8 protein-coding genes and 2 pseudogenes are annotated in these 13,745 nt (G+C 70.1%); all 10 read left to right on the top strand.

Annotated elements, in window-relative coordinates:
- Positions 1–13 precede the first annotated feature (13 nt).
- A complete protein-coding gene (locus LT948_RS24975; protein WP_218816345.1) occupies positions 14–6,391 on the top strand; it encodes a non-ribosomal peptide synthetase in 6,378 nt (2,125 codons plus the stop codon).
- A 67-nt stretch (positions 6,392–6,458) separates the two neighbouring features.
- Entirely contained in the window at positions 6,459–7,001 is a 543-nt protein-coding gene (locus LT948_RS24970; protein WP_003089366.1) for a YbaK/EbsC family protein, read from the top strand.
- A 219-nt stretch (positions 7,002–7,220) separates the two neighbouring features.
- Positions 7,221–8,672: a carbohydrate-binding protein gene (locus tag LT948_RS24965; RefSeq protein WP_003089363.1), complete on the top strand. Its 1,452-nt coding sequence runs from the start codon at positions 7,221–7,223 to the stop codon at positions 8,670–8,672.
- Between the two features lie 176 nt (positions 8,673–8,848).
- Positions 8,849–9,598, top strand: coding sequence for a GntR family transcriptional regulator (locus LT948_RS24960; RefSeq protein WP_003089358.1), 750 nt, complete (start codon positions 8,849–8,851; stop codon positions 9,596–9,598).
- Positions 9,595–11,319: a fumarate reductase/succinate dehydrogenase flavoprotein subunit gene (locus LT948_RS24955; RefSeq protein WP_003139390.1), complete on the top strand. Its 1,725-nt coding sequence runs from the start codon at positions 9,595–9,597 to the stop codon at positions 11,317–11,319. The genes LT948_RS24960 and LT948_RS24955 overlap by 4 nt, the downstream gene beginning before the upstream one ends.
- Before the next feature lie 85 nt (positions 11,320–11,404).
- Positions 11,405–11,650, top strand: coding sequence for a 4Fe-4S dicluster domain-containing protein (locus LT948_RS24950; RefSeq protein WP_003089354.1), 246 nt, complete (start codon positions 11,405–11,407; stop codon positions 11,648–11,650).
- A gap of 149 nt (positions 11,651–11,799) precedes the next feature.
- Positions 11,800–11,991, top strand: a pseudogene (locus LT948_RS24945) (ABC transporter ATP-binding protein); the annotation flags it as partial.
- Entirely contained in the window at positions 11,988–12,953 is a 966-nt protein-coding gene (locus LT948_RS24940; RefSeq protein WP_034028902.1) for a HEAT repeat domain-containing protein, read from the top strand. The pseudogene LT948_RS24945 and the gene LT948_RS24940, both read left to right, overlap by 4 nt.
- The gene (locus LT948_RS24935) at positions 12,950–13,231 is read left to right on the top strand and encodes a DUF971 domain-containing protein (RefSeq protein WP_003139394.1); all 282 of its coding nucleotides are present in this window, start codon (positions 12,950–12,952) and stop codon (positions 13,229–13,231) included. The genes LT948_RS24940 and LT948_RS24935 overlap by 4 nt, the downstream gene beginning before the upstream one ends.
- A 340-nt stretch (positions 13,232–13,571) precedes the next feature.
- Positions 13,572–13,745, top strand: a pseudogene (locus LT948_RS24930) (porin); the annotation flags it as partial.

Genomic DNA, 13,745 nt, shown 5'->3' with positions numbered 1-13,745 from the left:
GCGAGGGATAGCCATGAGTGCGTCAGAAGACCTGCAATCCGCTGTGCAACCGGCCGCGAGCGAAGCGCTCGAAGGATTCCCGCTGTCCCCCTTGCAGACCCGCGCCTGGCGCCGTCATGCCGAGCGGCCGGAAAATACCGTTGTCGGCGTGCGCCTGCACGCCCCGGCCGATCCCGCGGCGACGCTGGAGCGGCTGCGCCGGGCGCTGGACGGCGAGGCGCAACTGCGCGTGGCTTACCGGACGATGCCGGGCATGAGCCTGCCGGTGCAGGTACTGGATGGACGCGCGGCCGATCTGCTGGTCGAGCGCCTGCCGGGAGACGGCGACTGGGCCGGGCGCTTCGCGCGCGAAAGCGCACGTCTCGCCGCTGCCCCCCTGGGCGGGGAAGGCCAGCCGGTGCTGGCGCTCGGCCTGCTGCTGGACGCCGCCGGAGAGACGCTCCAGGGGCTGTTGCTGGCGGCGCCGGCGTTCGTCGTCGATGCGGCCAGCCTGGCGGCGCTGCTGCGCCGCGGCCTGGGGCAGGCCGGCCCGGCGAGCGCGGACGAGGGGGCCGAGGCGCTGCTGTTCCAGCATTTCTCCGAATGGGCCAACGAGGCGCTGGCCGGCGAAGACGGCGAAAGCGCCAGCGGCTACTGGCGCGAGCAGGCGGCCGCTGCGGCGGAGAATCCGCTGGCGCTGGCGGACGACCTGGGCGAAGGCGAGTGGACGGCGCGGCGCCTGCTGCCGCGCGCGCTGCTCGAACGCCTGGCCGCCAACGGCTTGCCGGAGGCGGCCGCCCTGCTGGCCTGGACCCAGGTCGCCGGGCAGTTCCAGGGCGACGAGGGACTGCCGCTGGAAATGGCGCGACTGGTCTCGGGGCGCCTGTTCAACGAGTTCGCCGAGCTGGCCGGACCGTTCGCCGGGGTCGTGCCGCTGTGCCTGGAGAATGTCCGCGCGGGCAGCGTCGGCGAGCGGCTCGACGCCCTCCAGGCGGCGATTCTCGCCCAGGAGGAGGCAGCGGCCCTGCGCGATCCCTTTGCCCCCGACTGGCCGCTCGCCGAGTTGGGCTTCGCCTGGCTGGCGGGCGAACTGGATGGCGCCGGGGTGGCCGAGCTGGATTGCCGGCAGCCGCCGCTGGGCGGGTTCCTCGAGTTGCAGGTGCTGCCCCACGGCGAAGGCCGGCTGGCCAGCCTGCGGGTCCGCCGCGACCATGACGGAACGCTGGCCGGGCGCTTGCTCGACGCCTGGGTCGAATGCCTGGAAAGCATCGCCGCCGACAGGCAACTGCCACTGGCCGGGCTGCCGTTGATCGGCGCGGCCGAGCGCGAGCGCTACCAGGCCTGGCAGGGCGAGCGCGTGGAGCCCGCGCCGGTGGAATCCCTGGTGGCCGCGTTCGATCTGCGCGCCGCCCTGCAGCCGCAGGCGCCGGCGTTGCTGGATGCCCACGGCAGCCTGGATTTCGCCACGCTGTGCGCGCGCAGCGAAGCGGTCGCCGAAGCGCTGCTGGCTGCCGGCGTGCGGCCCGGCCAGGCGGTGGCGGTGATGACCGGGCGCAACCGCGAGGCGATCGTCGCCCTGCTCGGGGTGATGCGCGCGGCGGCGGTGTACACCCCGGTCAATCCGGAGTTTCCGGCGGCGCGGGTGGAGCGGATGCGCGAAGCGGGCGGGATCGTCTTCGCCCTTGCCGATGCCGAGTGCGCCGGGCGCGCCCGCGAGGCCTTCGCCGGGGCCTGCCTGGACCTGTCGACGCTGCCGCTTGCCGGCAGCGGCATGAGCCTGCCGGCGCCGGGCGGGCGCGATGCGGCCTACATGATCTTCACCTCGGGCACCAGCGGCCAGCCCAAAGGCGTGGTGGTCGAGCACGCCAGCGCGCTCAACCTGTCCCAGGCCCTGGCGCGCACGGTATACGCGAACGTGGTGGGCGAGGGCCTGCGGGTGACGGTCAACGCGCCGTTCTCCTTCGACTCCTCGATCAAGCAGATTCTCCAGTTGCTCTCCGGCCATTGCCTGGCCCTGGTGCCGCAGGAGGTGCGCAGCGATCCGCAGCGGATGCTGGGGTTCCTCGAAGAACGGCGCATCGACGTGCTCGACTGCACCCCGTCGCTGTTCCGCCTGCTGCTCCAGGCCGGCCTCGACGATGCCCACACGGCGCTGCCCGGGCGCATCCTGGTAGGGGGCGAGCGCTTCGACGAAGCGTCCTGGGAGGTCGCCGCCGGCTGGCGCCGCTGCCAGGTGTTCAATCTCTACGGTCCTACCGAAGCCACGGTGAACGCCAGCCTGGCGCGGGTCGCCGAGCATGCGCGGCCGACCATCGGCCGCGCCCTGGCCAACGTCGATCTGCATGTGGTCGATGGCCTCGGTCGTCGCAAGACCCGTGGCGCCAGCGGCGAACTGTGGATCGGCGGCGCCGGGGTGGCGCGCGGCTATGCCGGCGACGCCGGCGAGGCGGCCGGGCGCTTCCTCGAGGAGGGCTGGCCGGGCAGCGGCCGCCTGTACCGCAGCGGCGACCTGGTGCGCTGGCGCGCCGACGGTTGCCTGGAGTTCCTCGGGCGGATCGACGAACAGGTGAAGATCAACGGCTACCGCATCGAACTGGGCGAGATCCGCAGCGCGTTGCTGGAACACCCGGCAGTGGGCGAGGCGGCGGTACTCACCGACGAGGCCGATGCGGCCGAGCCGGGCGCGGATCGCCGGATCGTCGCCTTCGTCACCGCCGCCGGGGAGACCGCGGACGAGTCCTGGCTGGAAGTCGACCTGCCCAGCGGGCACCGGGTCGCCGGACTGAACCTCAACGAAACCGAGTACGTCTACCAGGAAATCTTCGTCGACGAGGTCTACAGCCGCGACGGCATCGTCCTGCCGCCGGACGCGGTGGTACTCGACGTCGGTGCCAACATCGGCCTGTTCTCGCTGTACATCGCCAGCCGCGCGCCGCGCGCGCGAGTGGTCGCCTTCGAGCCGCTGGCACCGATCCGCCGGCGCCTGGAGGCCAACCTCGGACGCTACGCACCGCAGGTCGAGGTATTCGGCATCGGCCTGTCCGACGCCGAGCGCGAGGAAACCTTCACCTACTATCCGGGCTACTCGACCTTCTCCGGGATCGCCGAGTACGCCGACGCCAGCGGCGAACGCGACGTCATCCGACGCTACCTGAGCAACCAGGGCGAGGAGGGCGGGGCCAACCTGCTGCTGGACAACATCGACGAAATCCTCGACGACCGCCTGCGCGCCGAAGCCCACCGCTGCCGCCTGCGCCGCCTCGACCAGGTGATCGGCGAACTGGGCCTGGAGCGTATCGACCTGCTGAAGATCGACGTGCAGCGCGCGGAAATGGATGTGCTGCTCGGTCTCGACGATGCGGCGCTGGCCAAGGTCCGGCAGATCATCCTGGAGGTCCATGACAAGCGCGACGGTGCCACCGCCGGCCGCGCCGATGCCTTGAGCGACCTGTTGCGCCGCCATGGCTTCGAGGTGAGCATCCATCAGGACGCGCTGCTGGAGGGTACCGACCGTTACAACTGCTACGCGGTGCGCCCGGGCTATGCCGAGTCGCTGGCCGAGCGCATCGACTGGCGTGCGCTCGCGCCGCGCCCCGCCGCGGCCCTTGGCGGCGAGCTGAGCGAGCAGGCCCTGCGTGGCTTCCTCGAGGCGCGCCTGCCGGCCTACATGCTGCCGAGCCGGATCGCCCGGGTCGAACGCCTGCCGCTGACCGCCGAAGGCAAGCTCGACCGTCGCGCGCTGTTGGCGGCGCTGGCCGCCGAGGCGGCCGCGCAGCCCCTGGAAGCGCCGGCCAATGCCACCGAGGCGGCCCTCCTGGATATCTGGAAGAGCGTGCTGAAACGCCCGGCGATCGGCGTCAGCGACAACTTCTTCCAGGTCGGCGGCGACTCCATCCGCCTGATCCAGATGCAGGTCATGGCGCGCCAGGCCGGGCTTGCCTTTACCCTGCGCGACGTGTTCAACCACCAGAGCATCCGCGAACTGGCGCGCCTGCTGGCCGCTCCGGCGAGCCCGGCGGATGCGCTCGGGACCTCGGCGCCGCAGACGCTGGAGCCGTTCGCCCTGTTGTCGGCGGCGGAACGCAAGCGCCTGCCGGAGGGGCTCGACGACGCCTATCCGATGACCAGCCTGCAACAGGGCATGCTCCTGCAAAGCGAGGCCAGCGGCGATCCACGGCTGTTGCACAACGTCGTCCTGCACGAGGTGCATGGACGCCTGGACGGCGAGTTGCTGGCGCGCGCCTGGGCGATCCTGATCGGCCGCCACGCGATCCTGCGTACCGGCTTCGACCTGCACGGCGGCCAGGCGCCCTTGCAATGGGTCCACCCGGCCACGGCGGTCGCCGCCGAAGTGCCGGTGCACGACCTGCGTGGCCTCGATGAGGAAGCCCGGCGCCTGCGCCTGCGTGCCTGGATCGAGGAAGAGCAGGCCACCCCGTTCGACTGGAGCCGCCCTCCGCTGGTGCGCCTCGCCGCGCTGGCGCTGGACGAGCGGCGCTTCGCCCTGGGCGTCGCCGAACACCATAGCGTGCTGGACGGCTGGAGCCTGCAAAGCCTGGTGGACGAGCTGCTGGCGGTCTACGCCGACCTCCTCGCCGGTGTCGTCGCGCGGGAAGCGGAAGCGCCCGCGGTAGGTTTCCGCGACTACGTGGCGCTGGAGCGCGAGGCCGAGGCCAACACCGGCTCGGCGCTGTTCTGGCTCGACTACCTGGCCGGCGCCCGTTACCGGCCGTTGCCCGGCCTGGCGGAGGAGGGGCCCCGGCGGATGGCGGCGGTCCGCGTGGACGTGCCGGCCGACAGCCTGCCGCGCTTGCGCGCCCTGGCCGAACGCAGCGGCTTGCCCTTGCGTTCGTTGCTGCTGGCGGCGCATGGCCGGGCGTTGTGCCGCTTCAGCGATGCCGACGAAGTGGTCACCGGCTTCGTCAGCCACGGGCGCCCCGAGGAGCCGGGCGCGGACCGCCTGCTCGGCCTGTTCCTGAATACCCTGCCGTGCCGGCTGTCGGCTTCCGTCGATCTGCTCGACAGTGCCCGTCGCGCATTCGACTACGAGCGCGCGAGCCTGGAGCATCGGCGCCATCCGCTGGCGGCGATTCGCAGGCGCAACCGCGAGTTGCGCCTGGACAGCCTGTTCAACTTCGTCGATTTCCACCAGGACGACGCCGCGCCGGCGGCGGGAGTAAGGCACGGCAGCATCCTCGACCAGGTGGTGGTGGACGTCGACGTGCCGCTGGCGGTGGACTTCGAGGTGGCCGGCGAACGCCTCGAGGTGGGCTTCCAGTACGCCGCCGGACGTTTCCCCGCCGAGCGCGCCGAGGCATTGGCCGACGCCTACCGCGAGGCGTTGCTGGCGCTGCTCGGAGACCCGGTGCAGCCGCCCGCGGCGGCCCAGGCCGAGGACAGCGTGGAGCTGCGGCGGGTGCTCAAGGTGTTGTCCCGCGTGCTCGGCCGGCCGCTGGCGGCCGACCAGGGCTTCGCCAGCGCCGGCGGGCATTCGCTGCTGGGCGTGCAGGCGATCGCCGAATTGCGCCGGCTGACCGGCAGGCAACTGAGCCTGGGGCTGTTGCAGGGCGATCCGGATGCCCGCGAAGTGGTGCGCCGCTGCCATGCCGCCGACGCGCCGCCGTTGCCGCCTGCCACCGAGCGCGCCCGGGCCCTGTGGTTGCAGCGCAGCGGGAGCGCGCAGCCGCGCCTGCGCCTGATCGCGCTGCCGCCCGCGGGCGGCAACGCCGGCACTTTCCGTGGTTGGGACGCGCGCCTGCCGGCGGACGTGGAGCTGCTGGCGATCCAGTATCCGGGGCGCCAGGAACGCCAGGACGAGCCATTCGTCACCGATGTAGAGGCCATGCTCTGTGCCATCGACGACGCGCTCCTGCCATTGCTCGACCGTCCGTTCGCCCTGGTCGGCGCCAGCCTCGGTGGCATGCTCGCCTACGAACTGGCGGCACGCCTGGAAAGCCTGCACGGCCTGCGCGCCAGGCAGTTGTTCGTGATCAGCAGCCGCGCTCCGGGGCCGGACTTGGAATACCCGCGCTTCCATGCGATGGGCGACGCCGAGTTGCTGCGAACCCTGCGCGAGTACGACGTGCTGCCGCTGGAAGTGCTCGACGACCCGGAGCTGCGCGAGATCAGCCTGGCCACCCTGCGCGCCGATTCGCGCCTGGCCGCCGACTATCGCTACCGGCCGCGCGAGCCGTTGGCCATACCGATCACCGCGATCCTCGGCGAGCAGGACCCGGGCGTCTCCAGGGCGGCCATCGACGGCTGGCGGCGGCACGCCAGCCGCTACGAGCTGGAGACCCTGGCCGGCGGCCACGGCCTGGTGGTGACGGCGGCGGAGGAGGTCTGCGCGATCCTGCGGCAGCGCCTGGCGCCCGATGTGCCTGGCGGCGTGCCGGCGAACCTGGCAACCTGAACCGCCGGCCCCTGCCGCCCGCCTGGCGGCAGGGGCCGGTGCCGTCCGTCTTCATTCGAGGTTGCCCATGGTTCTGCGCGAATACACCCAACGCCACCGGCTCGACGCCGTCGCCCCGGCCGACTACCACCGCCATCTGCCGGAGCAGGTCGCGCGCGGCCTGCCTTCCGCCGAGCTGGTGGTGTTCCGCGTCGCCGACGAGCATTCCGACACCGCGGCGTTCAGCGCACGCTACGGCTTTGGCCTGGAGGACTGCGCCAATACCCTGGTCCTGCGTTACAAGCGCGACGGCGCCGAAGGCTATGCCGCGGTGGTCAACCTGGGCTCGCGGCGGCTCGACGTGAACGGCGCGGTCAAGGCGCTGCTCGGGGCCCGCCGGCTGTCCTTCGCCGCCCGCGAGGTCGCCACCGAGCTGACCGGCATGCAGTTCGGCGGCATCACCGCGTTCGGCTTGCCCGAAGGCATGCCGCTGCTGGTCGACGCGGCGGTCTTCGAACGGCCGTTGGTGGTGATGGGCGCAGGGGTCCGCGAGACCAAGCTGCTGCTGTCCCCGGCACTGCTGAAAGACCTTCCCGGAGTGGTGGTCGCCGAACTCAGCGAAGCCGGTTGAACCCGGCGCGGAGCATCGCCGCCGCGACTCTGCCAATTGTGGTAGGTGAAGCCTTCCGCCGTCTCTGCAACCATGCCCCCGCCCTGATCGCGACAAACGCCGGAATGCCCTGCGGTAGACGTTCGCGCCTGTGTTTCGAGGCGTTCGCGGCGGCCAAGGCGGCGGTTCGTCGGACAGCCCCTCCGGATGCATTTCCTACCTTCATCCGAGGAGCGGTAAATGATCAGGATCGACTTTTCCCAGTTGCACCAGGCCCGCGAAGATGCCGCGGCGGCCATGCCGAGCATCGCCGGCAAGAAGATTCTCATGGGCTTCTGGCACAACTGGCCGGCCGGCGCCGCCGACGGCTACCAGCAGGGCTCGTTCGCCAACATCGCGCTGGAAGACGTGCCGAGCGAGTACAACGTGGTCGCCGTGGCCTTCATGAAAGGGCGCGGCATCCCGACCTTCCAGCCATACAACCTGTCCGACGCGGAGTTTCGCCGCCAGGTCGGCGTGCTCAACGCCCAGGGCCGCGCGGTGCTGATCTCGCTGGGGGGCGCCGACGCGCACATCGAGCTGCACGCCGGGCAGGAGCAGGCGCTGGCCGCCGAGATCGTCCGCCTGGTGGAAACCTACGGTTTCGACGGCCTGGACATCGACCTCGAGCAGAGCGCCATCGACCTGGCCGACAACCAGCGGGTGCTGCCGGCGGCCCTCAAGCTGGTGCGCGAGCACTACGCCGGGCAGGGCAAGCACTTCATCGTCAGCATGGCCCCGGAGTTCCCCTATCTGCACAAGAACGGCAAGTACGTGCCTTATCTGCAGGCCCTGGAAGGCGTCTACGACTTCATCGCGCCGCAGTACTACAACCAGGGCGGCGACGGCCTGTGGGTCCAGGAGGCGAACGGCGGCAAGGGCGCCTGGATCGCGCAGAACAACGACGCGATGAAAGAAGACTTCCTCTACTACCTCACCGAGAGCCTGGCCACCGGCAGCCGCGACTTCGTGCGGATCCCGGCGCAGCGCCTGGCCATCGGCCTGCCGAGCAACGTCGATGCGGCGGCCACCGGCTACGTGATCGATCCCGCCGCGGTGAGCAACGCGTTTCGCCGCCTGGAAGCCGCCGGTCATGCGATCAAGGGCCTGATGACCTGGTCGGTGAACTGGGACGATGGCCTGAACAAGCGCGGCGAGCGCTACAACTGGGAGTTCCGCAAGCGCTACGCCAGCCTGATCCATGACGGCGAGGGCGGCGACCAGCGCCCGGCGGCGCCGCAGGGCCTGCGTCTGCTGGAGCGCGGCGAGACCAGCCTGGTGCTGGCCTGGAACGCCTCCAGCGGGCAGCGTCCGATCGATTACTACAGCCTCTATCGCGACGGCGCCATGGTTGGCCAGAGCGCCGCGCTGGGTTCCACCGACAGCGGCCTGACGGCGGACACCCGCTACAGCTATTTCGTCACCGCCACCGATACCCAGGGCAACCAGTCGCTGCCCAGCGAAGGCCTGGAGGTCAGCACCAGCGGCGGGGCGGTGGATCCGCAATTCCCGCAGTGGCGGGAGAACCAGGCCTACCGGGTCGACGATGGGGTGACCTACGAGGGGCTGCGCTATCTCTGCCTGCAGGCGCACACCTCCAACAGCGGCTGGACGCCGCCGGTAGCCTTCACCCTCTGGCGGCCGCTGCGCTGAGGGGGCGGGCCGGTCCGCGCCGCGGGCCGGCCCTTTGGCCGGCGAGAACCACGCACGGGGCGGTGGCCTATCCATATGCGTTTTCGGTATTTCCGCTTGATCGTTCATGGCGTTTACCATCACAGCATAACTTGTTATAACAAGTGTCCGAGCCACTCCGACGAGCGAATCCGACCATGGGCAAACTGCTCCCGCTTTCTCCCGTGCCGCTGTACAGCCAGCTCAAGGAGCTGCTGCGCGGGCGCATCCTCGACGGCGTCTACCCGCCGCTCAGCCGCATGCCTTCGGAGAACGAGCTGGGCAAGGCCTTCGACGTCAGCCGCATCACCGTGCGCCAGGCGCTCGGCGACCTGCAGAAGGAAGGGCTGATCTTCAAGATCCACGGCAAGGGCACCTTCGTCGCTCGGCCGAAGGCCTTCCAGAACGTCAGCACCCTGCAAGGCCTGGGCGAGTCCATGACGCAGATGGGCTACGAGGTCATCAACCGCCTGCACGGCCTGCGCTACGTGCCGGCCGGCGCGCAGGTGGCCGAGCGCCTGCGGGTGGAAGAGGGCAGCCCTGTGTGCGAGATCAAGCGGGTGCGCCTGGTCAACCGCGAGCCGGTTTCGCTGGAAGTCACCTACCTGCCGCAGGCGCTCGGCGAGCGCCTGGAGAAGGCCGACCTGGTGACCCGCGACATCTTCCTGATCCTCGAGAACGATTGCGGCATTCCCCTCGGCCATGCCGACCTGGCCATCGACGCGGTGCTCGCCGACGCCGACCTGACCCGCGCCCTGGCGGTCGAGGAGGGCGCGCCGATCATGCGCATCGAGCGCCTGACCCATGCCGCCGACGGCGCGCCGCTGGACTTCGAATACCTCTACTACCGCGGCGACGCTTTCCAGTATCGCCTGCGCATCGATCGGCAGAAGGGAGAGCGGGCATGAACACCCTGGAGCAGGAATACGACATCGTGGTGATCGGCGGCGGCACCGCCGGGCCGATGGCGGCGATCAAGGCCAAGGAACACGACCGCGAACTGCGCGTGCTGCTGGTGGACAAGGCCAACGTCAAGCGCAGCGGCGCCATCAGCATGGGCATGGACGGGCTGAACAACGCCATCGTCCCCGGCCACGCCACGGCCGAGCAGTACACCCGGGAAATCACCGTGGCCAACGACGGCATCGTCAACCAGGCGGCGGTCTACGCCTATGCCAGCCACAGCTTCGAGACCCTGCGGCAACTGGATCGCTGGGGCGTCAGGTTTGAAAAGGACGAGACCGGCGACTATGCGGTGAAGAAGGTCCACCACATGGGCGCCTATGTGCTGCCGATGCCGGAAGGGCACGACATCAAGAAGGTGCTCTACCGCCAGCTCAAGCGTGCGCGGATCCCCATCGCCAACCGCCTGGTCTGCACCCGCCTGCTCACCGATGCCGAGGGCGCGGTGAACGGCGTACTCGGTTTCGACTGCCGCAGCGGCGACTTCCATGTGATCCGCGCCAAGGCGGTGATCCTTTGCTGCGGCGCGGCGGGCCGCCTGGGCCTGCCGTCCTCGGGCTACCTGATGGGTACCTACGAGAACCCGACCAACGCCGGCGACGGCTACGCCATGGCCTATCATGCCGGCGCCGAGCTGGCCAACCTGGAATGCTTCCAGATCAACCCGCTGATCAAGGACTACAACGGCCCGGCCTGTGCCTACGTCACCGGCCCGCTGGGCGGCTATACCGCCAACGCCAGGGGTGAACGCTTCATCGAATGCGACTACTGGAGCGGGCAGATGATGTGGGAGTTCCACCAGGAACTCGAAGGCGGCAACGGCCCGGTGTTCCTCAAGCTCGACCACCTGGCGGAGGAAACCATCCAGACCATCGAGGACATCCTCCATGGCAACGAACGCCCCAGTCGCGGGCAGTTCCACGCCGGGCGCGGCACCGACTACCGCCAGCAGATGGTCGAGATGCACATTTCCGAGATCGGCTTCTGCTCCGGCCACTCGGCCTCCGGCGTGTGGGTCAACGAGAAGGCCGAGACCAGCGTGAAGGGCCTCTACGCCGCCGGCGACATGGCCGCGGTGCCGCACAACTACATGCTCGGCGCCTTCACCTATGGCTGGTTCGCCGGGCGCAACGCCGCCGAATACGTCGCCGGGCGCGCCTTCAGCGCGGTTGACCGCGCCCAGGTCGAGCGCGAGCGTGCGCGGATCGAGGCGCCGCTGCTGCGCGAGCACGGCCTGCCGGCGGCGCAGGTGGAGTACAAGCTGCGCCGGCTGGTCAACGACTACCTGCAACCGCCCAAGGTGACCCGCAAGATGGAATTGGGCCTGCAACGCATCCAGGCCATCGCCGAGGACCTGGAGCGGATCAAGGCGGACAACCCCCACGAGCTGATGCGCGCCCTGGAGGTCAGCGCGATCCGCGACTGCGCGGAGATGGCCGCGCGCGCCTCGCTGTTCCGCACCGAGAGCCGCTGGGGCCTGTACCACCATCGGGTGGACTATCCGCGGCGCGACGACGAGGCCTGGTTCTGCCACGCGCACCTGAAGAAGGACGAACAGGGGCGCATGGCCAGCTTCAGGAAACCGGTCGAACCCTACCTGTTCGCCATCGACGAGGGCGAACAGCAGGCCTACCAGCGCCTGCGGCTGAGGAACGACGCCGCCTAGGGCCCCGCGCCCCGGCGTAGTACCGCTAGACACCGAGCCCGCCGCCACGAAAGCGGGCCAGATCGAACCACGAGGACCGCGTGCCATGGCCTACCGACCCCAGGACATCTTCTTCCGCAGCAGCGCCCCGGTGACCATCGACGAAGACCGTTGCATCGCCGACAAGGGCTGCACCGTCTGCGTCGAGGTCTGCCCGATGGACCTGCTGGCCATCGATCCGACGACCCGCAAGGCCTACATGGCCTACGACGAGTGCTGGTACTGCATGCCTTGCGAAAAGGACTGCCCGACCGGCGCGGTGAAGGTGGAGATTCCCTACCTGCTGCGCTGACGCCCGCTTCCGGCAAGCGAGGCACAACCTGCCATCCGGCCACTCCCGGACGCCACCCTGAAACACCCCTCGTTTCCCACCACCGTCCGGGTGGCGGAGACGATTCCCATGACCCTGATTCGAGGGGAATCCCCATGCGACTGCGTGCAATCCTGGCCAGCCTGACGCTGGATTTCCCGCGCCCTCGCGACAGCCGGCTGGTGACCAGCGCCGACTTCGTGCGCCTGAAACGCCACTGCCTGGAACTGCTCGACCACGACGACGGCCGCCAGTGGCCGCGCCTGACCCCGCTCGGCCTGCCGCCGGGCATTACCCCGGACCGACTGCGGATCGCCATATGACCTGTGAAAACGCCACACTGCCCGAAATCCTCGAACTGTCGCCGCGCCTGGAGGACGCCGATCCCGGTGTGCGCCGCCTGGCGCTGATCGAACTGGCCGACCTGGAGCTGCCGGAGGCGCTGCCGTTGCTGGTTGCGGCCCTGCGCGGCGATCCCGACCCCGGCGTGCGCGGCGAGGCCGCGCGCCTGCTGGAGGCCTGGGAGGAAGACGCGGTGGTCGATGCGCTCTGTGCGGCCCTGGCCGATCCGCTGCCGGCGGTGGCCGAGGCCGCCGCGCAGAGCCTTGGCGAACTCAAGGAACCGGCCGCCGGGCGGCGCCTGCTGCCGTGGCTCGGGCATGCCGATGCCTTCGTCCGCGCCAGCGTATTGCGTGCGTTGCGCGAACTGCGCCTGGAGGAGAGCGCCGCGCCGGCCCTGGCCGCCCTCGGCGATCCGCAGGCGGCGGTGCGCCGCGAGGCGGTGGCGGTACTCGGCTGGCTCCGCCACCAGCCGGCCCTGGCCGAACTGGCCAGGCTGGCTAGCGCCGATGTCGACCCAGAGGTACGCCGGGCGGCCACCGGCGCCCTCGGCCTGAGCCGCGAGGCGGCGGTGCTGCCGGCGCTCTGCGCGGCGCTGGCGGACGCCCAATGGCAGGTTCGCGAAGAGGCGGCGACGACCCTTGGCAAGCTGGGCCGGGAGGAGGCCGGCGAGCCGCTGCTGAAAGCACTGGCGGACGACTACTGGCAGGTCCGCCTGCGCGCCGCGCGGGCGCTCGGGCGCTTGCGCCACCGCCCGGCGCGGGAGGCGCTGGAAGCGTTGCTCGGCCATCCCATCGGCAACCTGCGCAAGGAGGCCGCCCTGGCCCTCGGCGAACTGGCGGACCCGGCCTCGGCCCAGGCCTTGCGGGTCGCCGAAGGCGACGGCGATCCCGAGGTGCGCAAGGCGGTGCGCATCGCCCTGGCGCAACTGCGGGTGCCGGCATGACCCAGCCGCCGCTGCGCCTGCGCAATGCCGCCAGGGACGGCTGGCTGATGCTCGAATGGGCGGACGGCGCGGTCAGCCGGATCGACCATGCCCGCTTGCGCGCCGCCTGTCCCTGTGCGCAATGCCGGGCGCAGCGCCTGCGCGGACGGATCGACGCGGCGGAGCAGGGCGTGCGCCTGCGCGATATCCGCCTGCAGGGCTACGGCGTGCAGTTGCTGTTCGACGATGGTCACGAGCGCGGTATCTACCCCTGGTCCTATCTGCGCGACGAACTCTGAGCGGAGGATTGTTTCGCTATCGGAAACAACGTGAAGCGCGCTCATGGGTATCAGGTTGTTTCCGCGCTCCGCGATCTTCACCGTAGCCGCTCTGCGCCTCGGTCGTCCTGAGCGAGAGCGCCAGGGCTTGGCTTCGTTGTCGTTTATGTAACAGTGTTTTCCAGCCTGAAACGTTTCAGCTTTGCCCGCAAAGTCCTTATCATTCGCAAATTAACCATTGTTCTGCTTGGCTCAGATCATGAGCCCTCTTCATATACCCTTGTTCCTGGCAAGGGTATCGAGGGAGTAGAGCGGTCGCTGCATGCGACCAGTCGACCATTCGCAACGAGGAAGCGTTCGCGTGAAATCCCATCTTCTCCGTCCGGCCCTGCGCCCCGTGGCGGGCAGCCTGCTGTCCGCCTCCCTGCTGTGCAACGCGGCGCACGCCGCCGAGGCGTTCTCGCCGAACTCGAAATGGATGCTCGGCGACTGGGGCGGCAAGCGCACCGAGCTGCTGGAGAAGGGCTACGACTTC

Origin of the sequence: Pseudomonas sp. CP-1, from assembly GCF_021213715.1 — a bacterium.
In the GTDB taxonomy this organism is placed as follows: Bacteria; Pseudomonadota; Gammaproteobacteria; order Pseudomonadales; family Pseudomonadaceae; genus Pseudomonas; species Pseudomonas aeruginosa.
The sequence above is the reverse complement of the archived record's forward strand: the minus strand, read 5'-3'. Positions and strand labels throughout refer to the sequence as shown.

What these genes read in the sequence shown, in the direction of transcription:
- LT948_RS24975 (WP_218816345.1), top strand. Translation starts at nt 14, where the DNA reads ATGAGTGCGTCAGAAGACCTGCAATCCGCTGTGCAACCGGCCGCGAGC.
- LT948_RS24970 (WP_003089366.1), top strand. Translation starts at nt 6,459, where the DNA reads ATGGTTCTGCGCGAATACACCCAACGCCACCGGCTCGACGCCGTCGCC.
- LT948_RS24965 (WP_003089363.1), top strand. Translation starts at nt 7,221, where the DNA reads ATGATCAGGATCGACTTTTCCCAGTTGCACCAGGCCCGCGAAGATGCC.
- LT948_RS24960 (WP_003089358.1), top strand. Translation starts at nt 8,849, where the DNA reads ATGGGCAAACTGCTCCCGCTTTCTCCCGTGCCGCTGTACAGCCAGCTC.
- LT948_RS24955 (WP_003139390.1), top strand. Translation starts at nt 9,595, where the DNA reads ATGAACACCCTGGAGCAGGAATACGACATCGTGGTGATCGGCGGCGGC.
- LT948_RS24950 (WP_003089354.1), top strand. Translation starts at nt 11,405, where the DNA reads ATGGCCTACCGACCCCAGGACATCTTCTTCCGCAGCAGCGCCCCGGTG.
- LT948_RS24940 (WP_034028902.1), top strand. Translation starts at nt 11,988, where the DNA reads ATGACCTGTGAAAACGCCACACTGCCCGAAATCCTCGAACTGTCGCCG.
- LT948_RS24935 (WP_003139394.1), top strand. Translation starts at nt 12,950, where the DNA reads ATGACCCAGCCGCCGCTGCGCCTGCGCAATGCCGCCAGGGACGGCTGG.